Annotated in this window: 25 protein-coding genes and 1 tRNA gene; 14 read left to right on the top strand and 12 right to left on the bottom strand. The window is 66.8% G+C overall.

From position 1 onward, the window contains the following. Positions 1-118 precede the first annotated feature (118 nt). Together ACFQEY_RS15285 and radB are read left to right on the top strand one after the other, a co-directional pair. Entirely contained in the window at positions 119-325 is a 207-nt protein-coding gene (locus ACFQEY_RS15285; protein WP_008000225.1) for a cold-shock protein, read from the top strand. 230 nt (positions 326-555) lie between these two features. Then, positions 556-1,263 (top strand): DNA repair and recombination protein RadB, encoded by a 708-nt coding sequence (gene radB, locus ACFQEY_RS15280; protein WP_379770201.1) that lies wholly within the window; start codon positions 556-558, stop codon positions 1,261-1,263. Between the two features lie 124 nt (positions 1,264-1,387). Here radB and ACFQEY_RS15275 read toward each other — a convergent pair whose 3' ends face one another. Then, positions 1,388-2,527, bottom strand: coding sequence for a CBS domain-containing protein (locus ACFQEY_RS15275; protein ID WP_379770199.1), 1,140 nt, complete (start codon positions 2,525-2,527; stop codon positions 1,388-1,390). A gap of 137 nt (positions 2,528-2,664) precedes the next feature. Between ACFQEY_RS15275 and ACFQEY_RS15270 the strand changes: the two genes are divergently transcribed. Both ACFQEY_RS15270 and ACFQEY_RS15265 read left to right on the top strand, forming a co-directional pair. After that, a complete protein-coding gene (locus tag ACFQEY_RS15270; protein WP_379770197.1) occupies positions 2,665-3,336 on the top strand; it encodes an HAD family hydrolase in 672 nt (223 codons plus the stop codon). 99 nt (positions 3,337-3,435) lie between these two features. Further along, positions 3,436-4,182 carry a hypothetical protein gene (locus ACFQEY_RS15265; RefSeq protein ID WP_379770195.1) on the top strand — a complete coding sequence of 249 codons (747 nt, stop codon included), beginning with the start codon at positions 3,436-3,438 and terminating at the stop codon, positions 4,180-4,182. A gap of 1 nt (position 4,183) precedes the next feature. Here the strand turns inward: ACFQEY_RS15265 and ACFQEY_RS15260 are convergent, their stop codons facing one another. After that, positions 4,184-4,780, bottom strand: coding sequence for a hypothetical protein (locus tag ACFQEY_RS15260; protein WP_379770193.1), 597 nt, complete (start codon positions 4,778-4,780; stop codon positions 4,184-4,186). Positions 4,781-5,138: 358 nt separating this feature from the next. On the opposite strand from ACFQEY_RS15260, the gene ACFQEY_RS15255 reads away from it, so the two are divergent. Next, positions 5,139-6,032, top strand: a complete 894-nt coding sequence (locus ACFQEY_RS15255; RefSeq protein ID WP_379770190.1) for a tetrahydrofolate dehydrogenase/cyclohydrolase catalytic domain-containing protein — start codon at positions 5,139-5,141, stop codon at positions 6,030-6,032. Positions 6,033-6,074: 42 nt separating this feature from the next. On the opposite strand, the gene ACFQEY_RS15250 is transcribed toward ACFQEY_RS15255, so the two are convergent. The 6 genes from ACFQEY_RS15250 to ACFQEY_RS15225 form a co-directional block, all read right to left on the bottom strand. Then, a complete protein-coding gene (locus ACFQEY_RS15250) occupies positions 6,075-6,791 on the bottom strand; it encodes a fumarylacetoacetate hydrolase family protein (RefSeq protein WP_379770188.1) in 717 nt (238 codons plus the stop codon). A gap of 119 nt (positions 6,792-6,910) precedes the next feature. Then, entirely contained in the window at positions 6,911-7,342 is a 432-nt protein-coding gene (locus ACFQEY_RS15245; protein ID WP_379770185.1) for a DUF8048 family protein, read from the bottom strand. Further along, positions 7,342-7,650 carry a MoaD-like domain-containing protein gene (locus ACFQEY_RS15240; protein ID WP_379770183.1) on the bottom strand — a complete coding sequence of 103 codons (309 nt, stop codon included), beginning with the start codon at positions 7,648-7,650 and terminating at the stop codon, positions 7,342-7,344. Before ACFQEY_RS15240 ends, ACFQEY_RS15245 begins: the two co-directional genes overlap by 1 nt. Further along, positions 7,647-7,928 (bottom strand): ubiquitin-like small modifier protein 1, encoded by a 282-nt coding sequence (locus ACFQEY_RS15235; RefSeq protein WP_379770180.1) that lies wholly within the window; start codon positions 7,926-7,928, stop codon positions 7,647-7,649. Before ACFQEY_RS15235 ends, ACFQEY_RS15240 begins: the two co-directional genes overlap by 4 nt. A gap of 50 nt (positions 7,929-7,978) precedes the next feature. After that, positions 7,979-8,362, bottom strand: a complete 384-nt coding sequence (locus ACFQEY_RS15230) for a hypothetical protein (RefSeq protein WP_379770178.1) — start codon at positions 8,360-8,362, stop codon at positions 7,979-7,981. 39 nt (positions 8,363-8,401) lie between these two features. Continuing rightward, on the bottom strand, positions 8,402-9,400 hold the full coding sequence (locus ACFQEY_RS15225; protein ID WP_379770176.1) for a PhoU domain-containing protein: 999 nt from the start codon (positions 9,398-9,400) through the stop codon (positions 8,402-8,404). Between the two features lie 326 nt (positions 9,401-9,726). Between ACFQEY_RS15225 and ACFQEY_RS15220 the strand changes: the two genes are divergently transcribed. The 3 genes from ACFQEY_RS15220 to ACFQEY_RS15210 all read left to right on the top strand — a co-directional run bounded on the left by ACFQEY_RS15220 (position 9,727) and on the right by ACFQEY_RS15210 (position 12,202). After that, positions 9,727-9,837: transfer RNA gene (locus ACFQEY_RS15220), tRNA-Glu, on the top strand. Between the two features lie 92 nt (positions 9,838-9,929). Beyond that, positions 9,930-11,159: a cystathionine gamma-synthase gene (locus ACFQEY_RS15215; RefSeq protein ID WP_379770174.1), complete on the top strand. Its 1,230-nt coding sequence runs from the start codon at positions 9,930-9,932 to the stop codon at positions 11,157-11,159. 95 nt (positions 11,160-11,254) lie between these two features. Continuing rightward, complete coding sequence (locus tag ACFQEY_RS15210) at positions 11,255-12,202, top strand: D-2-hydroxyacid dehydrogenase (RefSeq protein WP_379770171.1); 948 nt, start codon at positions 11,255-11,257, stop codon at positions 12,200-12,202. Positions 12,203-12,553: 351 nt separating this feature from the next. Here the strand turns inward: ACFQEY_RS15210 and katG are convergent, their stop codons facing one another. The 3 genes from katG to ACFQEY_RS15195 form a co-directional block, all read right to left on the bottom strand. Then, the gene (gene katG / locus ACFQEY_RS15205; RefSeq protein WP_379770169.1) at positions 12,554-14,695 is read right to left on the bottom strand and encodes a catalase/peroxidase HPI; all 2,142 of its coding nucleotides are present in this window, start codon (positions 14,693-14,695) and stop codon (positions 12,554-12,556) included. Then, complete coding sequence (locus tag ACFQEY_RS15200) at positions 14,695-14,838, bottom strand: hypothetical protein (RefSeq protein ID WP_379770166.1); 144 nt, start codon at positions 14,836-14,838, stop codon at positions 14,695-14,697. The genes katG and ACFQEY_RS15200 overlap by 1 nt, the downstream gene beginning before the upstream one ends. Positions 14,839-15,211: 373 nt before the next feature. Beyond that, on the bottom strand, positions 15,212-15,472 hold the full coding sequence (locus tag ACFQEY_RS15195; protein WP_379770164.1) for a DUF2249 domain-containing protein: 261 nt from the start codon (positions 15,470-15,472) through the stop codon (positions 15,212-15,214). 146 nt (positions 15,473-15,618) lie between these two features. Here ACFQEY_RS15195 and ACFQEY_RS15190 point away from each other — a divergent pair, with 146 nt between their 5' ends. The 3 genes from ACFQEY_RS15190 to ACFQEY_RS15180 all read left to right on the top strand — a co-directional run bounded on the left by ACFQEY_RS15190 (position 15,619) and on the right by ACFQEY_RS15180 (position 19,038). Beyond that, positions 15,619-16,938 carry a phosphoribosylamine--glycine ligase gene (locus ACFQEY_RS15190; protein WP_379770162.1) on the top strand — a complete coding sequence of 440 codons (1,320 nt, stop codon included), beginning with the start codon at positions 15,619-15,621 and terminating at the stop codon, positions 16,936-16,938. Between the two features lie 163 nt (positions 16,939-17,101). Next, positions 17,102-17,671, top strand: a complete 570-nt coding sequence (locus ACFQEY_RS15185) for a helix-turn-helix domain-containing protein (RefSeq protein WP_379770159.1) — start codon at positions 17,102-17,104, stop codon at positions 17,669-17,671. 110 nt (positions 17,672-17,781) lie between these two features. Continuing rightward, positions 17,782-19,038 carry an HD domain-containing protein gene (locus tag ACFQEY_RS15180; protein ID WP_379770157.1) on the top strand — a complete coding sequence of 419 codons (1,257 nt, stop codon included), beginning with the start codon at positions 17,782-17,784 and terminating at the stop codon, positions 19,036-19,038. A 67-nt stretch (positions 19,039-19,105) separates the two neighbouring features. On the opposite strand, the gene ACFQEY_RS15175 is transcribed toward ACFQEY_RS15180, so the two are convergent. After that, positions 19,106-19,510, bottom strand: coding sequence for a universal stress protein (locus ACFQEY_RS15175; protein ID WP_379770155.1), 405 nt, complete (start codon positions 19,508-19,510; stop codon positions 19,106-19,108). Between the two features lie 181 nt (positions 19,511-19,691). Between ACFQEY_RS15175 and ACFQEY_RS15170 the strand changes: the two genes are divergently transcribed. From ACFQEY_RS15170 to ACFQEY_RS15160, 3 genes are all read left to right on the top strand, one after another. Then, complete coding sequence (locus ACFQEY_RS15170; RefSeq protein WP_379770153.1) at positions 19,692-20,954, top strand: HD domain-containing protein; 1,263 nt, start codon at positions 19,692-19,694, stop codon at positions 20,952-20,954. Between the two features lie 186 nt (positions 20,955-21,140). Beyond that, positions 21,141-22,211: an amidohydrolase family protein gene (locus ACFQEY_RS15165; RefSeq protein WP_379770151.1), complete on the top strand. Its 1,071-nt coding sequence runs from the start codon at positions 21,141-21,143 to the stop codon at positions 22,209-22,211. A 122-nt stretch (positions 22,212-22,333) separates the two neighbouring features. After that, positions 22,334-22,999 (top strand): thymidine kinase, encoded by a 666-nt coding sequence (locus ACFQEY_RS15160; RefSeq protein WP_379770149.1) that lies wholly within the window; start codon positions 22,334-22,336, stop codon positions 22,997-22,999. Positions 23,000-23,488: the final 489 nt, after the last annotated feature.

The raw sequence follows: 23,488 nt of genomic DNA, 5'->3' as shown, positions 1-23,488 counted from the left end.
CGAGCCTTGACGAGCCTCGACGGACCGCGACGCGGCGGGAACGTCGAGCGTTCGGAACCGTCGTGGTACCAAGACCCTCGCAAGCGTTATCCCCGAACGGGGTGTATGTCTGTTTGTAATGGCAAACGGTAAGGTTGACTTCTTCAACGACACTGGCGGCTACGGTTTCATTTCGACTGACGACGACGGCGTGGACGACGACGAAGACGTGTTCTTCCACATGGAAGACGTCGGCGGTCCGGACCTCGAAGAGGGGCAAGAAGTGGAGTTCGACATCGAGTCGTCTCCCAAGGGCCCGCGCGCAACGAACCTCACTCGCAACTAATTCCGGATCTCGGCCGTCGCTCCGCGTGATCGACGACTGATCCGTTCTTTCACACTCTCAACACCGACGAGCGGTGCGTCAGCGACGTCAATCCGTGACCCGGATCGCGACGCGAATCCGCACGCAACTTCGCGACGTGCGTACCTGACACCCGTCAGCGACGCTGTCGGAGAACACGTGCGACCGCACCGATCGACCGTTTAAATACGAACCCGAGCGAACGTTCGAGCGTGACCGATCCGATCCCGACCGGCTGCGGCCCGGTCGACGAGCTGTTGGGCGGCGGGTTCGAGCGCGGCGTGGTCTCCCAGGTGTACGGCCCGCCAGCCGCCGGGAAGACGAATCTCGCGCTGGCGGCGGCGGTCGAAGTCGCCGCCGCCGGCGACCGCGCCCTCTACATCGACACGGAAGGGCTCTCTATCGATCGATTCGAGCAGATGGCCGCGGGACGGGTCGACCGACCCGACGTCGACGAGACGGTCGAGGAGATCGCCTCGCGGCTGGTGATCACGGAGGCGTACGACTTCGACGACCAGCGGGAGGCGGTCCGCGACGCTGAGGAACTCGCCGAGGAGGTCGAGTTGATCGTGGTGGACTCCGCGACCGGGTTCTACCGGCTCGAACGCGCCGGCGACACGGAGGGCGGAGAGTCCCTTCGGAAGGTCGCAACGCAAGTGACGCACCTCCTCTCCCTGGCCCGCCGTCACGACCTCGCCGTCGTGATCACGAATCAGGTGTTCACCGATCCGGACGGCGATCGCGACCGCGCGCTGGGCGGCAACACCCTCAACCACTGGACCGGCGCGATCGTTCGCGTCGACCGCTACCGGGGCGGGAACCGACGGGCGACGCTGGAGAAGCACCGCTCGGCCCCCGCGGGCGACACGGCCGCCTTCCGGATCGTCGCCGACGGGCTCGCCGAAGGCGCGGACGGGTAGCCGAAACCGATTCGATGCGGACGTAGCGCGCGGAGAAACAGAGAAATCGAGGCGAACTGCCTCGATCATCGAGCGATCGTGGACGGCCGGCGGCGAGCGGCTCCGCGGCGGTCCGCCTATCGGCTCACAGTTCGCCGAGCTTGCGGAGGAGCTGGCCGCGGTACTCCTCGTCCGCGTTGACGCCCTTGATCTCCAGGACGTTGCGCTCCAGCTTGTCGAGTGCGACGTGGAACGCGTGCTCGGCTCCGTAGCCCTCGCCGGAGCCGCCGACCTGTCCCTCGTTGGTCCGGAGACGGATCTGACACTGGATAAGGGGCGTACCGCGGAGCTTCTCCTTGTGCGCGTGGAATCGGACGTGCGCGTGGATGACCTGCATGTCGGCGTACTTGTCGACGACCTGCTCGATGGACTCGACGATGTGCTCGCGGTTGGTCGTGTCCAGGAGGTCGACGTTGGTGATCTGCACGTCCATCGAGTCCTCCTCGGTGAACGTGAGCGCCCGCAACACGTCGGTCTTCGTCACCATTCCGGCGACGGTGTCGGTGTCGCCCGGCGTGACGACCAGACCGGAGACGTCGTTGTCGAACATCCGCTCGACGACGGCCTGAACCGTCTCGTCGGCAGTCGCGGTGACCACGGGGCTCGACATGATGTCGTAGACGGGGATGTCGAGCATCCGGTCGATGTCGCCGGCCCGGTCGCCGCTGCCCTGTCGCTCCTGGTCGCGGACGACGAACTCGACGATGTCGTTGGTGGTGACGACGCCGACGAGCTGACCGTCCTCGTCGAGGGCTGGCAACCGAGAGATCCCGTTCTCGCGGAGGCGGTTGATCGCGCGGCCGACGCTGTCCTTCTGACTGATCCCGATCACGTCCTCCGTCGCGATCTGGGCGACGGTGATCGCGTCGAGACTGTCGATGACGGCCTCGAGGATCTGGTCGACCGTGACGATACCGTAGAGCTTCTCGCCCTCGTAGACCGGCGCGATCTTGACGTCTCCCTCGACGAGGAGCCGTGCCGTCTCGCGGACGTCCTCGTGGCGGTCCACTGACGGTGCCGGCTTCATCACGGCCGTGACCTTGGTGTCGTCCTCCATGCGCGAGCGCATGAGCTGTTTTTCCCCGACCACGCCGGCGTACTCGCCGTCGTCCACGACGACGATCCCCTTTGGGTTCTCCCGCTCGAAGATAGAACGGACCTTGGCGAGCCGCTCGTCGGCGTTCACCTCGACGTATTCCGGCACTGCGATATCAACGATGTTCATGGTCCACTCTGAACGTTCGACGGGCCGGGTATTGAAAGTGCGGGAGGCCTCGTTGTCGGCGGGAGTCCGATCCGGCTCGACGAACCGAGCGCTGTCCCGGTGAAACCTTTTTGCCGGTCACCGACGGAAGTGGTGCCGTGTACGACGCCGTCGTCTTCGATAAGGACGGGGTTCTCGTCGGGCGGACCGCGTTCGACACGCTTCGGGAGGCCGCCTGGGACGCGTTCGTGAGCCTCGGCGTCGAAGATCCTGACCTCGCGCACGTGGACGACGTCGCCGTGGGTGTCGATCCAGCGACACTGACCGACATCTGCGACCGGTACGGGATCGACCCGACCGAGTTCTGGCGAGTCCGCGACGAGACCGCCTCGGCGGCGCAGGTCGACGCCGCGCGGAAGGGGCAGAAGACCCCCTACGACGACGTGGACGCGCTCCGGTACCTCGACGCCTCCCTCGGCGTCGTCTCATCGAACCAGCAGGCCACCGTCGACGCCGTCCTCGACCACTTCGGGCTCGCCGGACAGTTCGAGGTCGCGTACGGACGGGAGCCGTCGATTGCCAGCCTTTCCCGGAAGAAGCCCTCTCCGTACTACATCGAACGCGCCCTCGAAGACCTCGACGCCGGCACGGCCGTTTTCGTCGGCGACAACGAGTCGGACGTCCGCGCCGCCGACAACGCCGGCATCGACTCCGCGTTCGTTCGGCGACCGCACCGTCGCTCCGTCGATCTCTCCTGTCAGCCCACATACGAGATCGACGACCTTCACGACCTCGTGAGCATCTGCGGGCGGACGTCCGTCGATGACTGAATCTCCTGCCGACCGCAACTGTCCTCGGTTCGACCGCAACTGTCCTCGGTTCGACCGTCGACCGCAACGGTCATTTCTCGCGCGGGCGACGCGCCGTGCATGTCCTCGCCCTCCACGGACGCCGATCAACCGGATCGCCGAACGAGCGTGGCTCCCCTCGTGCGCCGGTACCATCGCATCGAGCGCAGGGCTGCGTGGCTCATCGCCCTCGCCGCCGCGGGTGCGTTTCTCGTCGCTTACGCCGCGCTCTCGCTGTGGCCGGCGCTCGGGGTCGCGCTCGTCATCGTGGCCCGGATCCCGCTGTTTCGCCGACGCGGAACGACGCGGCTCCGCACCGAGTTGTCACCCGAGGACGTGGTTTCGGCCTTCGTGAGCGCGACGCCGCCGATCCTCGCCTTCCAGTGGGGCGTCGCTGACGAGATCCGTCCCGACGACGGGGACGGCGCGACCTACGAGTTCTCGTACCTATTCGGGCTCCGATCGACCGCGATCGATCTCGACGTCGACGTCGTCGAGGGGACGGCCGAGAACGGCGATCAGGCCGTCGACGACGATCCGTTCGCCGTCATCGAACTGGAAGCCTCTGCGGAGGGTCGGCCCTGGGGCGCGTACACGGTGACGATCCGCGACGCGGCGGCGGCGGACGCGGACCGGGTGGAAGGAAACTCCGACCGGCACTCAGCGGTCCGACCGGGCGGCACGGTCGTCGATGTCGAACTCGAACCGACCCGGCGGTTCGATCTCCGGCGAATCCCGCAGGGGTTGGTCGCCGAGCGCTACTACGCCGACGCGCTCGCGGCGCAGGGGTACGAGGTCGTCGCCCGCGAGAGCGCCCACGTCCGCTGAGTCACGCGACGAGTTCCGTCTTCGGCACGTCCACGACGGTTCGGGAGACGGCGTCGTCGTCCTCGACGCCGCGGAGATCGACACCGCGCAGCCGGAGGGCGAGCGCTGCGTCGGCGCGCTCATCGTCGTCGAGCGGACGGACGCGCGTTCGGTCCCGACCGCCGCCGTCGCCGGTTTTCTCTCCTTTCTCCCCTTCGTCGCCGTCCCCATCGTCGCCGTCAGCGTGTACGATAACCAGCGCCCCGTCCTCGAACGCCACGTGGTCGACGTCGTCGAGCGGGATCGCCGTGCGGCGGTTTCTGGCGACGGCGACGGCGACGCCGCCGATCGCCGTGAGCACGCTGAGTGCCGGCAGAAACAGGGATCCGGTGCCCACGTCGTCGAAGATCAGTCCCGGGGCGGCGCTGGCGAGCGTCATGACGGCGAGGATCCCGGTCCAGCCGACGCTCCGGACCACCCGCGGAAACCGTCCCGCCGCGAGCGCCCGCGGAACGCTGCGGGCGACGCGAGTCACCTTTCGATGGACCCGAAGCTCGTCGGGGGCGACGTGAACCCGCCCGCGGACCGTCGTGAACGACCACGCACCGACCCGCCTCATCGCGAGAGTTCGGCTGTCCGCGGGGGGACGAAGGGTGTGGGTGACGGGGGAAGCGATGAGGCGAGTGGGGCGAAAAGCGATGGGGCGAGAAGCGGTGAGGCGAGCTCCATGGAGGGATACCGGATCCGCGCGAGGCGGACTATTTAAATTTGTGATACGATCGGTCCCTACCCCCGAAGCCGCGCGCTTTTATCCCACCGAGCCGCTGACGCGGTCGTTGATTCGGTCGTCGAGCGTGCCATTGATCCACTTCCGACGCGGCGGATTCGATCCACACTCGCGCATACATCGCAAGTTCGTTCTGTCCACATACGCATGATCCCGCGTCACTTTTATATCGGCTCGCCCTCGGTCGGGTATGACCGAGATCATCGACGGGAGCGCCGTCGCCGCCGACGTGCGCGCTGAGGTCGCCGAGCGCGTCGAGACGCTCGAATCCGCCGGCGTGACGCCCGGGCTCGCCACCGTGTTGATGAGCGACGATCCCGCGAGCGAGACGTACGTCTCGATGAAACAGCGCGACTGCGAGGAGGTCGGTATTGAGGGGATCCACGTCGAGATCGACGCCGACGCGCCCGCAGAAGAGCTGTACGAGACGATAGACGACCTCAACGAGCGCGACGACGTCCACGGTATCCTCGTGCAGCTCCCCGTCCCCGATCACGTCGACAAACGGAGCGTCCTCCGGCAGATCGATCCGGAAAAGGACGTCGACGGGTTCCACCCCGAAAACGTCGGCCGGCTCGTCGCGGGCGATGCCCGATTTAAACCCTGTACGCCCCACGGCGTCCAGAAGCTCCTCGAAGCCTACGACGTGGAGACCGAGGGTGCCGACGCGGTCGTCATCGGCCGGTCGGACATCGTCGGGAAACCGATGGCGAACCTCCTGATCCAGAAGGGACCGGTCGGCAACGCGACCACCACCGTCTGTCACTCGCGGACGGAAGATCTGGACGGAAAGCTCGCCGACGCCGACCTCGTCGTCGCTGCCGCCGGGATCCCCGAATTCATCGACGGATCGATGCTCAAACCGGGCGCGACCGTGATCGACGTGGGGATCAATCGCGTCGACGCGGACACGGAGAAGGGGTACGCGCTCGTGGGGGACGTCGATTACGACTCCGCCAGCGAGACCGCCGGCGCGATCACGCCGGTCCCCGGGGGCGTCGGGCCGATGACGCGCGCGATGCTCCTTTACAATACGGTGAAGGCGGCCGGGATCCGCCACGACGTCGAGGTCGACCTCGACTGAAGGGTCGGCGGAGGATAGTACGGTCGCGTTCCGCTCCTGCCTCTAGTTCTGGACGACCCGATTCGATAGCGTGCCGACGCCCTCGTAGGTGATCTCGACGGACTCCCCGGGTTCCACGAGCCCCGGATTCGCCGGGCTCCCGAACGCGACGACGTCGCCCGGCTCGAAGGTGAACCGCTTCGAGAGGTACGAGACGATCTCGCGGGGCCCGAACAGCATCAGCTCGGTGTTCGCGTCCTGGCGCTGTTCCCCGCCGACGGTCGTAGAGATGTCGAGATTCGTCGGGTCCACGTCGGTCTCGATCCACGGCCCGAGCGGCGCGGAGCCGTCGAAGGCCTTGCGCGCGGTCCGGCCCTGCTGGTCGAGAGCGTCGACGTCGTTCAAGATCGAGTAGCCGCGAACGACGTCCGGCACGTCCGCGGGTTCGAGGTCCCGACAGCGCTCGTCGATCACTGCGACGAGCTCGCCGGCGTAGGTCAGCTCGTCGGTCCACTCCGGATACCGGATCTCTTCGCCGTGCGCGAGCAGGCTCGCGGGGGGCTTGATGAAGAAGTCCGGCTCCTCGGGGCGCTCGTACTCCATCTGGTCGAGCGTCTCGACGTAATTGCGACCGACGCAGTACAGCGCGCTGGGCTCACACGGGGGGAGCAGGCGTCCGTCCCGGCCGACCTCGTAGCGGCCGTCCTCGGCGACGATTGTCCCGTCCTCGTAGCGTCCAGAAACCGGTCCGTCGGGAGTGAGCAGGCGAGCGAGTCGCATTGTCTGCACGTCCACGTGCGGGGCCGAAAAGGCGTCGGTGCGGGTCAGTCGAAGTCGGTGCGGTTCGGTCGAAGTCGGTGCGGTCGAGGTCTGCTCGCCAGCGGATTCGAGCCGGCCGCTCAGTTGTCCCCGTCTCCCTTTCGTTCCGCTGTCCCGACGACGACTCCAGACCGGATCTCCAGGGCGGCTTCGAACTCCTCGCGCCGTCCCTCGTCCGCGCCGACGCGCTCGACCGCGGTCTCGTGGGCGCGCGTGACCGCGTCCCGCTCGCGATCGGAGAGCCCGAGGCGATTGCCGACGCCTTCCCAGTGGTCCGGCTCGACGAGGAACGTCTCGCGCCCGGAATCGGCCGCGATCCGCTCGTATCTGCGGTGGTACTCGTCGATTCGAGGACCGAGATCGGCCTGCACCCGAGCCAACAGCGTCGGAAGGCGTTCGGCCGGGACGCTCGCCAGGGCGGCCGTCTTCACGAGCGCGGTTCCCTCGATCGGATAACTCCCGGCCGACTCCTCCACCTCCTTCGGCCCTTCCGCTCCCTCGTCGCCGGGCATCAGCCGCCGGCGCGCATCGCCTTCTGTCGGTACTTCGGGAGCAGTTCCGCCAGCACCTCCGGGTCGCCCGTAAACGACGCCGTCACCTCGGTGAGCGTGATCGCGGCCGCGGCCGTCACCGTCTCCGCGCTGAGCGTGGCGCGCCACCCGTCCCCGTTCACGCGAGTCGCTTCCGCGGGGTCATCCGTCCCGACGAGTTCGCCGCCGAGGTTGACGAGGTAGTGGGCGGCGAGCCGGCGGGAAATCCCTCGGTAGGCGACCTCCTCGCGCACCCATCCCTCTTCGGCGGGCGTGAGGTCGTCGCTCATGAACCACCCGCAACCGGCGGAAACACCGAAAGGCGATCGCCGTCCGCGAGGGTCGTGTCGAGCCCGTCGAGGTGGAGCACCTCGCGGCCGTTCTTCAAGACGTTGATCTGCGGAGCGAGCCCGCCGTCGACGATGAGGCGGCCGGTCATCCCCTCGTACTCGGCCTCCAGGTCCCGCAGGACGTCGCCGACGGTCGAGCCGTCGTCGAACTCCGCTTCGACGGTCTTCCCGCCGGCGGCCTCGCGAAACGTCGCGAAGAACCGAAGTTCCAGTTCCATATCCGTCCATCGACCCCCGGCGGCTTAAAAACGGGCGACGGCGGAGAGCGCTACAGATCCGAGAGGCGAATCCCGTCCTCGACGAGCCGGAAGTTCCGCTCGCGGTCCAGATCCTCGCCGAGCCACTCGTGTTCGTACAGCTGGCCGATCAGCTCAACGTAGAGGTTCCGCCACGCGATCGCGTAGATCGGCGACTGTCCCCACGCGCGTAGTTCGGGAACGAACTCGTGGTACGTGCTCGCCTGCTCTTCCATGCGCTCGACCGCGTCGGCGACGACCTCGGCCGCCTCCGCGGGATCGGTACCGTCTATCGCCTCGTTCAATCGCGACTGGATCCCGGCAATCGCTCGGCGCATGTCGCGTTCCGCGGTTTCGTCGTTCTCCGGCAGCGACTCGACGACGCCCTTCGGCACGCCGAGTTCGATCTGTGGCATACCTCGGAGTCGGGTCGGGACGCTGAAAAACCACCCGACTCACGGCGTCGGTGCCGCCTTCTGGAGCGCGGTCTCGGCCACGTTGCCGCCGTAGTCGGCCGACCGGAGTACGGAGTCGACGACGAGTCCGAGCAGCTGTGCGCGGGCCGGATCGAGGTCGCGGAGGAGCTCGTCGATGGCGCGGACGCGCTCGTCGATCGCTCTGACGCCGGTTCGCGCCTCGTTCGCGAGCCGCGTCGCTTCGTCGGTGTCGTCGTCGAACAGCGCGTCCATCGCGGTATCGATCACCTCGACGGCGTCGGCGTGGAGTTCCTGGACCGCCTCGACGACGTCGTCGGGGAGCGGATCTTCGATGCTGAGCGTCAGGTGGGCGATCTTCGTCGCGTGGTCGCCGATCCGCTCCAGCTGTCTGGCGCTGGAGTGATAGTCGAAACACTCCTCGCGGGGGAGACCGAGCTCCTCGGCCGCCTTGGGGGTCCGCAACGTCGCTCGGAAGATCCGTGAGACGACGAGCCACAGCCGGTCGAGGTCGTCGTCGCGGCCGATCACGTCGCGCGCGAGTTCGTGGTTCCGCTCCGAGAGCGCGGCGATCGCGTCCTCCAGCATCGACAGCGAGATCAGCCGCATTCGGGTGACCGCGTTGTGGATGGACAGCTCCGAGGAGTCGAGCAGGTCCTGGACGACGATTCGGTCGCGAGTCTCCTCTAACACCTCCAGCCCGACGAGGCTCTGGACCGCCTCGCGGACCATCGACCGCTGCTCGGTGGTGATGTCCGAGGCCGCCAGCTCGATGGTGTCGAACCCGCTGACGTACATCGTCGTCACCGCACGAGTGAGCGCCTGCCCCGTCAGGTCGGTGATGTCGAGCGTCCCGCGAGTTCGCTCCTCCTCCGATCGGGGCGTGAGGAACAGCGAGTCGCCGTCGGGGTGGAACTGGATCTCCGTTCCGGCCTCGACGTCGTTTTCAGTGGCCCACGTCTTCGGAATCGAGACCGTGTACGTCGAACCGCCGGTGACTTGCACCTTCCTCGTCTCCATATCTCCCGTAACCACCGTACGTACTATAAATCTGTTCAAAATATATATTCAACTATACGGCGGATAAGAGCGAACGGGCGGGTTTTTGACGAAAATAACCGCGAATGGAGATCCAGTCGTGAGTGTGGTTGCTTTCAGTACCAGATCTATATACTGATATATATTAATTGGGTCAGACCCTTGGCAGTCGTCACCAGTCAACGTCTCCGGAGGTCGCTTCGTCTCCGATCCGACGACGGTTCCGCTCGCAGGTCACCCTGACGACGATTCCCACAGGGCGGGGAGTTGAGAAGAGTTAAATCGGATGCGACACAAGCCGAAATTGCGCTCGGTTGGTGTAGTCCGGCCAATCATGTTGGCCTTTCGGCAGACGCGGCGCGACGGTGCGCCGGTTTGGAAGACAGCCGACGACCAGGGTTCAAATCCCTGACCGAGCACTTCTCACAGACCCGAACCGTGAGCAGCTGCGCTCGCTTTTCACTTCGTTCGAAAGGGGAAGTATCACGACTCTCGGCGACGAGAGTGACCCATGAGCAACCGATCCGACGGGACCGATGAGAGCGGAGGAACCAGCGACAACGGGAGAAACCACGGGGGTGGCGACGACCACCGGTTCGAGACTCGCGCGATTCGCGCGGGACAAGACCCGGACCCCGTGACCGGCGCGCTGATGACGCCGATTCACGCGAACTCCACGTACGAACAGGACGGACCGGGCGAGCACCGCGGCTACGAGTACAGCCGGACCGGGAATCCGACTCGGAGCGACCTCGAAGCCAACTTGGCCTCGCTGGAGTCGGGAAACCACGCGCGCTGCTTCTCCTCGGGTATGGGGGCTATCAACACCGTTCTCAACCTGCTGGAGGCGGGCGACCACGTCGTCGCCGGAAACGACGTGTACGGGGGAACCCACCGGATCCTGACGCAGGTGTACGAGCAGTACGACCTCGAGACGACGTTCGTCGACACGACCGATCACGACGCGGTCCGAGACGCGATGCGTCCCGCGACCGAACTGGTGTGGGTCGAAACGCCGACGAACCCCTTGATGAACGTCAACGACATCGGCGCGCTCGCCGAGATCGCTCACGACAACGACGCGCTGTGTGCGGTCGACAACACGTTCGCGACGCCGTACCTCCAGCGTCCGCTCGAACGCGGCGCTGACATCGTTTGCCAGTCGCTCACGAAGTACCTCGGCGGTCACTCGGACACGATCGGCGGGGCGCTCGTCGTCGACGACGCGGACCTCGACGAACGGCTCGGGTTCTACCAGAACTCGGTCGGCGCGACGCCGGGACCCTTCGACGACTTTCTCGTCCTCCGCGGGACCAAGACGCTCCCCGTGCGGATGGACCGCCACTGCGAGAACGCGATGGAACTGGCCGAGTGGCTGGAGGGCCGCGACGACGTGAGCCGGGTGTACTATCCCGGCTTGGAGTCGCACCCGGACCACGATCTCGCGGCGGAGCAGATGGACGCGTTCGGCGGGATGCTCTCGTTCGAATTCGACGGCACGCTCGATCAGGCGTCGACCGTCGTCACCGAGACCGAGGTGTTCACGCTCGCGGAGTCGCTCGGCGGCGTCGAGAGCCTCATCGAGCAGCCCGCCGCGATGACCCACGCGGCGATCCCCCGCGAGGAGCGGCTCGATGCCGGGCTCACCGACGGCCTCATTCGAGTGTCCGTCGGAATCGAACACGTCGACGACATGAAGGCGGACCTCCGACGGGCGTTCGAGGCGGCGTCGACAGAGTAGCCGGACCGCGCCGCCGGCTGGCGCGCTCGGCTCCGGAAGTCGGCACCCTTCGCCGAACGGGCACTCTTTTTATGTGTCGCGGCGAGTCCATCGCCATGAGCGATCCAGACGTCGTCGTGTTGCGCCAGACGATCCACGGTTCGGACGGTCGAGACCTCGCCGCTGCGGTTCGCGAACGGCTCCCCGACGCCGAGGTAGCTCGGGCGCAGACGCCCGAGGAGGAGCGCAAGCTACTCGAGACGGCCCGCGTCGCCGTCGGGCTCGACATCGACGAAGAGCAGTTGGCGGCCGCCGAGAACCTCGAACTGTTCGCGTGCGTGTTCGCGGGGACGGGCCACCTCCCGGGTGAGGCCCTCGCAGACAGGGGTGTCGCCGTGACGAACGCCTCGGGCGTCCACGGGCCGAACATCTCTGAGTACGTCCTCGGCGCGATGATCACCCACGCCCGGCAGTGGGACCGCGCCCACCGCCAGCAGGCACGCCGCGAGTGGCGGAACTACGAGACGACCGAGGTGTACGGCTCGACGGTGGCGATCGTCGGCCTCGGTGCGATAGGGGAGACGATCGTCGACCGGTTGGAGCCGTTCGACGTCGACACGGTCGGCGTCCGCTACTCCCCGGAGAAGGGCGGTCCCACCGACGATGTGTACGGCTTCGACGACTTTCACGAGGCGATCGCCGACGCCGAGTACGTCGTGCTTGCGTGCCCCCTCACCGAGACGACGCGCGGGCTCGTCGACGCCGAGGCGCTTCGGACCATGCGCTCGGACGCCGTCCTCGTCAACATTGCTCGCGGCCCGGTCGTCGACACCGATGCGCTCGTCTCGGACCTCCGGAACAGCCGAATCCGCGGCGCGGCGCTCGACGTGACCGACCCGGAACCGCTGCCAGAGGACCACCCGCTGTGGGGGCTCAGCAACGTCACGATCACCCCGCACAACGCCGGTCACACCCCGTACTACTACGAGCGCGTCGCCGACATCCTCGCGGAGAACATGGACCGGCTCGACGCCGGCGACGACCTCAAAAACCGAGTCGTGTGAGCGGACAGCCGGGAGGGTTCATATATAAGCAACTGACGGTGCGGTGGCGCGCCTCCGAGCGCCCATTAGGGCGCGAGGAGTCCGCGAGGGAGGTGGCGGTCCGGCGCGGCTTTGCCCGCGTTGGGCCGTCCGCCGAGGCTGGGGAGGCGTGAGGTGCTGGGCGGTGCGGTCGGGTGGGACTCAAAGGGGCAGGCGCGAGGACGAACTCCGCCGACGCAAGCAGGGAGGACCCTTCGTCCCTCTTGAAGCCGCCGGCGACTGGGGCTTTGGAAGTGTTCACCGTCGATCCGTCGTCAACCACTTATAAACCGGACCCGCGAAAAAGATGCGATCGACCGACTAACAGGCCGACTAGAGGTCGAAGCGGTCGAGCGACATGACCTTGCTCCACGCGTCGGCGAAGTCCCGAACGAACTTCTCCTCGCCGTCGGCAGCGCCATAGACCTCGGAGACGGCGCGGAGTCGGGAGTTCGAGCCGAAGATCAGGTCGAACCGGGTCGCCGTCCAGTCGACCTCACCGGTCTCGCGGTCGCGGAGTTCGAAGAGCTCCTCGTCTTCGTCGACGGGCTCCCAGTCGCGGTCGAAGTCGAGCAGGTTGACGAAGAAGTCGTTCGTCAGCGTCTCAGGCTCATCGGTGAACACGCCGTGATCGGAGTCGTCGTAGTTCGCGTCGAGGACGCGCATTCCGCCGACGAGCACCGCCATCTCGGGGACGCTCAGCCGAAGCAGCTCTGCCTTGTCGACCATCTCTCGCTCCGGCTCGTGCGGGAGGCCCTCACCGAGGTAGTTGCGGAAGCCGTCCGCATCCGGTTCGAGCACCTCGAAGGACTCCTCGTCGGTCTGTTCCTGCGTGGCGTCGACGCGTCCCGGCTCGAACGGGACGTCGACGTCGTGGCCGGCGTCCGCGGCGGCCCGCTCGACGGCGAGGATGCCGCCGAGAACGATGAGGTCGGCGAGCGACACCCGGGTGTCGTCAGCGCGCGAGTCGTTGAACTCGGCCTGAATCTCCTCGTAGGTCTCCAGTACGGACTCCAGCTGATCGGGGTTGTTGACCTCCCAGCTCCGCTGGGGTTCGAGTCGGACCCGCGCGCCGTTCGCGCCCCCGCGCTTGTCGCTGTGGCGGAACGTCGACGCGGACGCCCACGCGGTCCTGACCCGCTCGGCGATCGAGAGGTCGGACTCCCCGATCAGCTCCTCCAGGTCGGCGATCTCCGCCTCGCCGACGACGTCGTAGTCGGCCTCCGGAAGCGGGTCCTGCCAGATCATCGTCTCCTCGGGGACCTCGGGACCGAGGAACCGCTCCGGCGGGCCCATGTCGCGGTGGATGAGCTTGTACCACGCCTTCGCGAACGACTGCTGGAACTCGTCGGGATCGTCGCGGAACTCCTCTAAGACCGCCCGGAAGTCCGGGTCGTGTTTCAGCGCGACGTCCGTCGTGAGCATCATCACGTCCTCCTTGTCCGAGGGGTCCTGCACGCCGGGTGCGGCGTCGTCGAGTTCGTCGTTCTTCGTGGTCCACTGCCACGCACCGCCGGGACCTCTCTCCGGCTCCCACTCGTAGCTGAGCAGGTTGTTGACGTAGCTCAGGTCCCAGGAGGTCGGCGTGGCGTTCCACGGCCCTTCGATTCCGCTGGTGATCGCGTCGGGGCCCTTGCCCTCGCCGTGCTCGTTGTCCCAGCCGAGGCCCTGGAGGTCGATGGGGGCGTCCTCGGGCTCCGGTCCGAGGTTGTCGCCAGAGTCGGCACCGTGGACCTTTCCGAAGGTGTGACCGCCGGCGATGAGCGCGACCGTCTCCTTGTCGTCCATCGCCATGTGGCTGAACGTGTCGCGGATGTTCGCCGCGGATCCGTCCAGATCCGGCTCGCCGTTCGGGCCCTCCGGATTCACGTAGATGAGGCCCATGACGGTGTTCCCGAGTGCCTCATCGAGGCTTCCCTCCTCGTCGAAGCGCTCCGCCGAGGTCATCTCCCAGTCCTCTTCGGGACCCCAGTCGACGGCGTCGTCGGGCTTGAAGTCGTCCTCGCGACCGCCGGCGAAGCCGAACGTCTCGAAGCCCATCGACTCGAGGGCGACGTTCCCCGTGAGGACGATCAGGTCCGCCCACGAGAGCTTGCGACCGTACTTCTGTTTGACCGGCCAGAGCAGCCGCCGCGCCTTATCGAGGTTGACGTTGTCCGGCCAGCTGTTGAGGGGCGGAAGTCGCTGTCGCCCGCCCGCCGCGCCGCCGCGACCGTCGTGCGTCCGGTACGTGCCGGCGCTGTGCCACGCCATCCGGATAAAGAGCGGCCCGTAGTGGCCGTAGTCGGCCGGCCACCAGTCCCGTGATGTCGTCATTACGTCCTCGATGTCAGCTTTCACGGCGTCGAGGTCGAGCTCTTCGAACGCCGCTGCGTAATCGAACTCCTCGTCCATCGGCCCGGCGTTTCGGGCGTGTTCGTCGAGGATATCAAGGTTCAACTGGTTCGGCCACCAATCCTTGTTGGACCCCGGCATTATCGGGCAGCCTCCGATGTCGCGTCTGTCGTCGCGCTGATCTCGTGGTCGAGGACGAAAGTGCCGGAATCCGTCGTCGGAGCGGGGATATCCGACCCGTCGAAGCCGGCAACTCCCGTCTCGTCGTTGGTGTCGTGTGACATTCGCTTCGCCGATTCTTTTTAGTCACTCGAATAAAAAGCTGACCACTTTCCGCCCTCAGTATTCGACAACGGCAACCACGATTTATTATTTATAAAGATTCGTTCGGAGGAATAGAAACCGGACTGGTGAGACGACGTGACCGCTCTCGCCGCGGGTATGTGGTTGCGGTCGCCGTGGCGGTACGGTCACAGTGGCGGTTGCGGTCGCCGCGGCGGTGCGGTCACAGTGCTTGTTGCGGTGCGGTCACCGCGATAGCGAAATCGCCGTGGCAGTTGCGGTCGTCGTCGACGATCGCCCGACATCGGTTGTCGAAATTGTGGCGTACCGTCGGAGACGGCAACGTCGAGGGGGAGGATACCGAACGCGGTCGACTCACTTCCGGCGTATCTCGACGTACCAAACGCCCGGGTCGTTCGAGCGGTCCGCACCGTCCCTGTCGCCCGCGGTCGTTTCGTACCGGAACCCCCGTGCTTCGAGGACTCCGTACAGCGGCTCAGGCTCGAAGCTATTTATAAGCAAGAGCGACTCATCTGCCGGGAGATCGGCGATCGCATCCATGATGTCTCCGAACGGCTCACCGTCGATCTCCCGGACGTCCAACTGTCGCTCTGCGTCTGGTCGGTCGGCGTTCATACCGACCGAACGAGCGACGCGCGGGTGGCTGTTCCCCCGAACGTGTTCGCCGTCGGTACCCGCCAACAACCCGACCGCAACGACGGCCGCAATCGACGGCCGCAACCGCCACGCATACTCAAGTCCCCGGCCGCCGACGCATCAATATGGAGTCCAAACGGTTCCTGTTCGTCTCTGCGGACGCGGCGTTGATCACCGACCTCGCGTGGCAGGTCCACCGGGAGGGCCATGACGTGAAGTACCACATCGAGGCCGAGAGAGATCGAGAGATCGGCGACGGATTCGTCCCGAAGACCGACGACTGGGAGGCGGAGGTCGACTGGGCTGACGTGATCGTCTTCGACGACATCTGGGTCGGTGCCGATATCGGCACGGGACAGCTCGCGGCGGACCTTCGGGAGCGAGGCAACGCCGTCGTGGGCGGGACGCCGAACACCGATCACCTCGAAGAGGATCGTGGTTACGCGATGGAGATTCTCGAAGAACAGGGCGTGAACACCGTCGAACACCACATCTTCAACGACTTCGACGAGGGGATCCGCCACGTCAAAGAGAACCCCGCCCCGTACGTCATCAAACCGCTCGGCGAGGTCCAGAACGTCAAGCGACTCCTGTACGTCGGAAACGAGGACGACGGAAGCGACGTCGTTGACGTCCTGAAGGCGTACAAGAAGGCGTGGGGGCACCGGATGAAGGGCTTCCAGCTCCAGCGGAAGGTCGAGGGCGTCGAAGTCGCCATCTGCGGCTTTTTCAACGGCAACGAGTTCATTGATCAGGTCAATTTCAATTTCGAACACAAGAAATTATTCCCGGGGAACATCGGCCCCTCGACCGGCGAGATGGGGACGTCGATGTTCTGGGCGGGTCAGAACAGACTGTTCGAAGAGACGTTCGGCAAGCTCGAAGACTGGCTCGCAGAGGAAGGCTACGTCGGAAGCATCGACCTCAACTGCATCGTGAACGAGACCGGCATCTATCCGCTGGAGTTCACGCCGCGGTTCGGCTATCCGACGATCGCGCTGCAGGAGGAGTCGATCGAGTCGTCCACCGGCGAGTTCTTCTACGATCTCGCCCACGGCAACGACCCCCAACCGGAGGTTCACAACGGCTACCAGATCGGCGTTCGAATCGTCCTTCCGCCGTTCCCGTTCGACGACGAGAAGACGTACGACGAGAACTCCCGGAACGCCGCCGTCGTCTTCGAGACGGATAGCCGCGACGGGATCCACCTCGAAGACGCGAAGAAGGTCGACGGCCAGTGGCGCGTCGCCGGCGACAACGGGATGCCGATCGTCGTGACCGGCAAGGGCGACACGATGCAGGCCGCACGCGAGCAGGCGTATGACCGAATCGACGACATCGTGATGCCGAACATGTACTACCGCGACGACATCGGCGAGCGGTGGATCGACGGCGACGGCGACCGCTTGCAGGCGTGGGGGTACCTGGGACCGCACGGCGAGTGACGGCGTTCGGTCCCGCCGGCGACGAAACGCGCTCTCTTGCGTGACGTACCGCACTCCCTTGCGTGACGTACCGCACTCCCTTGCGTGACGTACCGCGCTCCCGCGACGAATCGACGACCGCGCCTCCACGACTTTTTAACGGTCCGGGCCCACTACTCGCGGTATGGCGAAGTACTCGACGGGCGGTGGCGGCGGCGGTGACGACGGCGACGCCTGCGAGCTCTGCGGGCGCGAGACCACGAACTTGAAGCGGGCGACCGTCGCCGGCGCGAAGCTGCTGGTGTGTTCGAACTGTCGTCCGCACGACGACGCCGGGAACGCCCCGAGCGGACGCGGCGGTTCGGGCTCCGGCGGCAGCAGCGGCGGGAGTTCGGGAGGAAGTTCGGGCGGGGTCAGCTCCGAGTCGACGGCGACGGAAAGTCGGAAAAAGGAGATCGCCCGGAAGCAGGCGAAGATGTACGACTCCGCGACCGGCGATTCTAAACACTGGGAAGAGGGCGGGGCCAACTACGAGTCCGATCGGCTCCCGTACCTCGTCTCGGGCTACGGCGACGACGTAGCCGCCGCGCGCCGGGATGCCGGGCTCACGGTCGAGGAGCTGGCCGAGGAGCTCGACGTCGACGAGGACGACCTGTTCGCGATCGAGGACGGCCGGGCCGCGACGGCCGGCGTCGGCGGCTCCGTCGTCCGCGCGGTCGAAGAGCGCCTCGGCGTCGAGATCGTCGACGAGTAGCTGGTGGGGCAGGGACGATGGCGGGGACGATGGAGGTGACGTGCCGAGACGATCGGGGGTGTCGCCGGTAAGCCGAAACGACCAATTCAACGGCGGCCGTCGGTCCGACGATGAAGGCGATCAAGGACAGCGTTCACGGCCACGTTCGGCTCGGAGACGTCGCGACTGAGCTGGTCGACACGCCCGCCTTTCAGCGGTTGCGTCACATCAAACAGCTGTCCACCGTGCGGTTGGTGTACCCGTCGGCGAACCACACACGCTTCGAGCACAGCCTCGGCGTCTACCACCTCGCGCGCGGAGCGATCGAGGGGCTCGGGCTCGACGAGGACACCGCCTCGCACGCGCGCGCCGCGGCGATGCTCCACGACGTCGGTCACGGCCCCTACGGCCACCAGACGGAGGGGATTATCCGGCGCGCGACGGGCCGCGACCACGACGACATCGCGTGGCTGCTCACCGACGCGAACCGCGAGGTCTGTCAGGTCCTCGAACGCAACGGGCTGGACCCCGAACGCGTCGCCTCGCTGATCGCGGGCGAGGGGGGACTCGGAGCCCTCGTCTCGGGAGAGCTCGACGTCGACCGCATGGACTACCTCGTCCGCGACGCACACCACACCGGCGTCCCGTACGGCACGGTCGACACCGGTCGGCTCGTCAACGAGCTCCGTCTCGCCGGGGGCGGAGGGGCGAGCGGGGCGGGCGGAATGAGTGGAACGAACGGGACGAGCGGAGCCCCTCCGGTGGACCCCGGAGACGCGGAACTGGTGCTCGCCGAGGGGAACGTCCCGACCGCAGAGAGCCTACTCGTCGCCCGGTCCCTGATGAACGCGGTCGTCTACCGACACCACGTCTCGCGGGTCGCCGGCGCGATGCTTGAACGCGCCTGCGAGCGGTACCTCGATCGGACCGGGACCGACGCCGCGGCGTTCCGGCGGATGGCCGACCACGACCTCCTCGTCGAGCTCCGAAAGACGGTTCCGGCGCTCGGGCGGCGCATCGAGCGCCGAGACCTGTACAAGCGGGCGGTGTGGGTCGGACTCGATGCTGTTCCGGCCGGTACCGTCGACGCCGGTCACGAGGAGGAGCGAGCGGCGGAGCGCGAGATCGCCGACGCGACCGGGCTCGACGGGGAGGAGGTGGTCGTCGACGTGCCGTCGCGGCCGGGGCTCAAAGAGGCCGGCTCCACCGTCGTCGTCGACGGCGTTCCACAACGGCTGGAGGACGCCTCGGAACTGGTCTCCGGGCTGCGGAGCGCGGAGCGCCGTCGCTGGCAGCTCGGCGTCTACTGCCCGGCGGACCGCGTCGACGACGTCCACCGGGCCGCGAGAGACGTTCTGGGCCTTCGCATCGACGGCCGAACGGCCTGATCGGACGACCATATCGGACGGCCTGACCGGACAGCCTGACCGGCCAGTCGGCCACGCGCGCCTCGTCTCAGTCGGCAGACGGGGCCGGAACCGCGAGCACCGGCACGTCCGCCCCGAGGATCACGTCCTGCGTCACGCTTCCGAAGACGGCCTTCCCGGTCGGACGCCGCTTCCGTCCGGAGACGCAGATCGCCTCGGCTCCGACCTCTTTCGCGGCTGAGAGCAGCTCGTCGGCCGGTCGACCGCTCGCCTCGTAGTGGACGCAGTTCACGCCCGCCTCCTCCAACGTCTTTCGCGCCCGTCGGACCGACGCCAACTGATGGACGGAGGCCCCTTCGGGGTTCTCCCGAAAGACGTGACACAGGTGCGCGGTGACCTGCCCCGGTTCGATCGGTAGGTCGGCTATCGCCTCGGCCTGCGCGAGAGCACGCCCGTCCTCCGCGTTGTCGATTCCGATGAGCACATCGTACATGTCCGCGTGTTCACACACGAGACTGATAAAGTGTACCACAACACGCGTCACGTGTAGTGTGCCGCGACCAGCGCTGCTCGGCGTCCGGCGACCCGTGCTCGCCGGTGCGAAGTGGGCGACGCGCGAGCGTTTCGTCCGGAACACGCACGCTCTTTTATTCCATGCCACCGAACGCCGACGCATGATCACGGTCAAGGACACCGTTCACGACCACATCGAAATCGACGGTGTCGCCGCGGACCTCCTCGACACGCCCGCCGTCCAGCGGCTCAGACACGTCAAACAGCTCGGAACGGTTCAGTTGGTCTACCCCTCGGCGAACCACACCCGATTCGAGCACAGCCTCGGCGTCTACCACCTCGCCAGCCGGGCGCTCGATCACCTCGGGATCGAGGGGCGGCGCGCGGACCGGATCGAGGCCGCGGCGATGCTCCACGACGTGGGGCACGGACCGTTCAGCCACAACCTCGAATCGCTCACGCACAGACGGACCGGGAAGTACCACGACGACGTGGAGGAGTTGCTCGCGGCCGGCGCGGTCGGTGAGGTCCTTCGCGGTCACGATCTCGACCCAGAACGCATCGCTGGACTCGTCGCCGGCGAGGGAACGTACGGCCAGCTCGTCTCGGGGGAGCTCGACGTCGACCGCATGGACTACCTCGTGCGAGACGCCTACCACACCGGCGTCCCGTACGGCACCATCGACACCGAGCGCTTCGTCCGAGAACTGACGTTCGTCGACGCCGGCGGCGAGGACGCGGATACTGAGGAGGAAGGGCGCGAGGGCCCGACACTCGTCCTGGACGAGGGGAACGTCCAGACCGCGGAGAGCCTGCTGCTGGCGCGTGCGCTGATGAACCCGGTCGTCTACACCCACCACGTCGCGCGCATCTCCAAGGCGATGCTTCGGCGGGCCGCGAGCGACCTGCTCGACGCGACGGCGACGACCGCGACCGATCTCCGTCGGATGGACGACCACGACTTCCTCGCCGCGATCCGCGACTGCCGGGAGACCGCAGAACTCTCCCGGCGGTACGACGAGCGCGATCTCTACAAACTGGCGGTGTGGGCGGAGTACGGAGACGTTCCCGACCGAATCCACGAGGCGGACCGTCCGACCGAGGTGGCGCTCGAACGCGAGATCGCCGAGGAGGCGGGCGTCGATCGCGAGCACGTCGTGCTCGACGTGCCGCCGGAGCCGTCGATGCGCGAGTCGACCGCGCGCGTCACCGTCAACGGCGAGGTCCGCCGGCTGGAACGACAGTCTCCGCTCGTCTCGGCGCTCCGAACCGCCCAGCGCAACCAGTGGCGACTCGGCGTGTACGCCCCCGAACCGGCGACCGATCGTGTCGGGCGCGCCGCGGCCGACGTGCTCGGGCTCGACCCCGACGGGCTCGTGACCGAGGCCCGCGCCGCGCTGCCGACGACGCTCGACGAGTTCTGACGGGAGGTGTGCGTCTCGGACGATCTCTCCGGACGACCACTCCGGACGACCATTCCGGACGACCATTCCGGACCATCGCCCCGGACAGTCACCCGGACGACCACCATGGTCGGCCTCCACGGTCGGCCTCGCTCGCGCCTCGCCCGCTCCCGTGACGTTTTAATCCCGTCCCGGCGACGGCCACGTATGCACCTCGAAGGGACGATCCTCCGCGGCGACGACTTCGAGCCCGTCGAGGGACGGATCGTCGTCGCCGACGGCGAGATCGTTCGGATCGAAGAGCGCGAAGTCGACGGGGACGCCGTGATCCTCCCCGCGTTCGTCAACGCGCACACGCACATCGGCGACTCCATCGCCAAGGAGGCGGGAGAGGGGCTTTCGCTCGACGAGCTCGTCGCCCCGCCGGACGGGCTCAAACACCGGCTCCTCCGGTCGACGAGCCGCGAGGAGAAGGTCGCCGCGATGGCTCGCAGCCTCCGGTACATGGAGTCGACCGGAACCGGGACGTTCCTCGAGTTCCGCGAGGGCGGCGTCGAGGGGGTCGCCGCGCTGCGAGATGCGATCACGGGCGAGGGTGTCGACGCCGGCGAGCGCGCGATCGACTCGGTCGTGTTCGGTCGCGACGACCCCGACGTGCTCTCGGTCGCGGACGGGTACGGTGCCTCGGGGGCTCGCGACGCGGACTTCGACGCCGTGCGCGCCGAGACGAGGGCGGCCGGGAAGCTGTTCGGGATCCACGCCGGCGAGCGCGACGCCGACGACATCAACCCCGCGATGGACCTCGACCCGGATTTCCTCGTCCACATGGTCCACGCGGCTGAGATCCACCTCGAACGGCTGGCGGACCGCGGCACCCCCGTCGTCGTCTGCCCCCGTTCGAACCTCGTGACGAACGTCGGCGTGCCGCCGATTCGCGAACTGGCAGAGCGGACGACGGTCGCGCTCGGCACCGACAACGTCATGCTCGACTCACCGTCGATGTTCCGCGAGATGGAGTTCGCAGCGAAGCTCTCCGACCTCCCCGCCCGCGAGGTGCTGCGGATGGCGACCGTCAACGGCGCGCGCATCGCGGGACTGAACCGGGGGGTTGTGGCGGAAGGACGGGACGCTGATCTCCTCGTTCTCGACGGTGACTCGGACAACCTTGCGGGCGCTCGGGACCTCGTGCGGGCGATCGTGCGGCGCGCTGGCGCGGCCGACGTTTCGCGAGTCGTGATCGGCGGTGACGTAGTCGTGTCGCGATCGGCGGTGACGTAGTCGTGTCGCGATCGGCGGTGACCCGGTCGGGATACCGTCCGTGTCGCCCCGGTTCGGCCGACCGCCGGCAGCATCGCCGTCGGAGAGAAACGATTTAGTCGCTGGCTCGTTCCCCTCAGTACATGCACGCTATCACTCGATCCGGATGGATCGAGGTCATCTCCGGTTCGATGTTTTCCGGGAAAACGGAGGAACTACTCAGGCGGCTCCGGCGATCCGAGATCGCCGGACAGTCCGTTGCGGTCTACAAGCCGGCCGTCGACGACCGGTACGGCGAGACGACGATCGGGTCTCACACCGGCCGCCAGTGGGACGCCACCGTCGTCGCCAACGAGGGCGACGGTCCCTTCGACATCCTCGACGACGAACCCTTTCCGGAAGTCGTCGCTATCGACGAGGCGAATTTCTTCTCCGTCGCGCTCGTCGAGGTGTGCGAGGCCTTGGCGGACCGCGGCTCCCGTGTGATCGCCTCCGGAACCGATCAGACGTTCCGCGGCGAGCCGTTCGAACCGCTTCCGCAACTCATGGCGACCGCCGAGTACGTCGACAAACTGCAGGCTATCTGTTCCGTCTGCGGTGAGCCCGCCTCCCGGAACCAACGGCTCATCGAGGGCGAGCCGGCCCACGTCGACGATCCGACGATCCTCGTCGGTGCCGAGGAGTCCTACGAGGCCCGGTGCCGCGACTGCCACGTGCTCCGAACCGACGAGCGATCCGACGGCGGTCGACCGAACCGGGGCGACGCGGACGAGGGCCGTGCGGAGGCGATCGACGCAGAGGACGACTGAGAGAGGTCACGTCCGAGGTGCGAGATCGGTCGGCTTTGATCCGGCGTTGATCGATTATAAACCGTCGCTGGTGCGGTGAAATCCAATTACTGGGCTCCGTTGAAATCCTCATCGAGAGACATTTCTGGACCCGATTTCGCTTAGTACAGGAACAGTGGTGAACGCCACCGGGAGTAAGGATCGCAGTGTGTTGGGGTGATCGTTTATACGTGAATGAGTGGTGTTGCTGTCGGCTGTTTATATATCGTTGCTGACGCGGTGAATTGCTGTGTTTCTGGCGTTGAGTATTTATAAGTGATCGGTGACGGTGCGATGAACACTTCCAAAGCCCCAGCCGCGAGGCGGGCGCACGCTCGTTGCGCTCCTCACTCGGTCGCTCGCGCTCCCTCGTTACGGTGCTTACGTCGCCTGCGCCCGCCTCGCGGCTGCCCCTTTGAGTCCCATCCTGCACAGTACCGCAACCGCACCTCACGCCTCCCCAGCCTCGCC

It is taken from the genome of Halorubrum trueperi, assembly GCF_042662525.1.
GTDB lineage: Archaea > Halobacteriota > Halobacteria > Halobacteriales > Haloferacaceae > Halorubrum > Halorubrum trueperi.
This window is presented reverse-complemented; position numbering and strand designations above follow the sequence as displayed.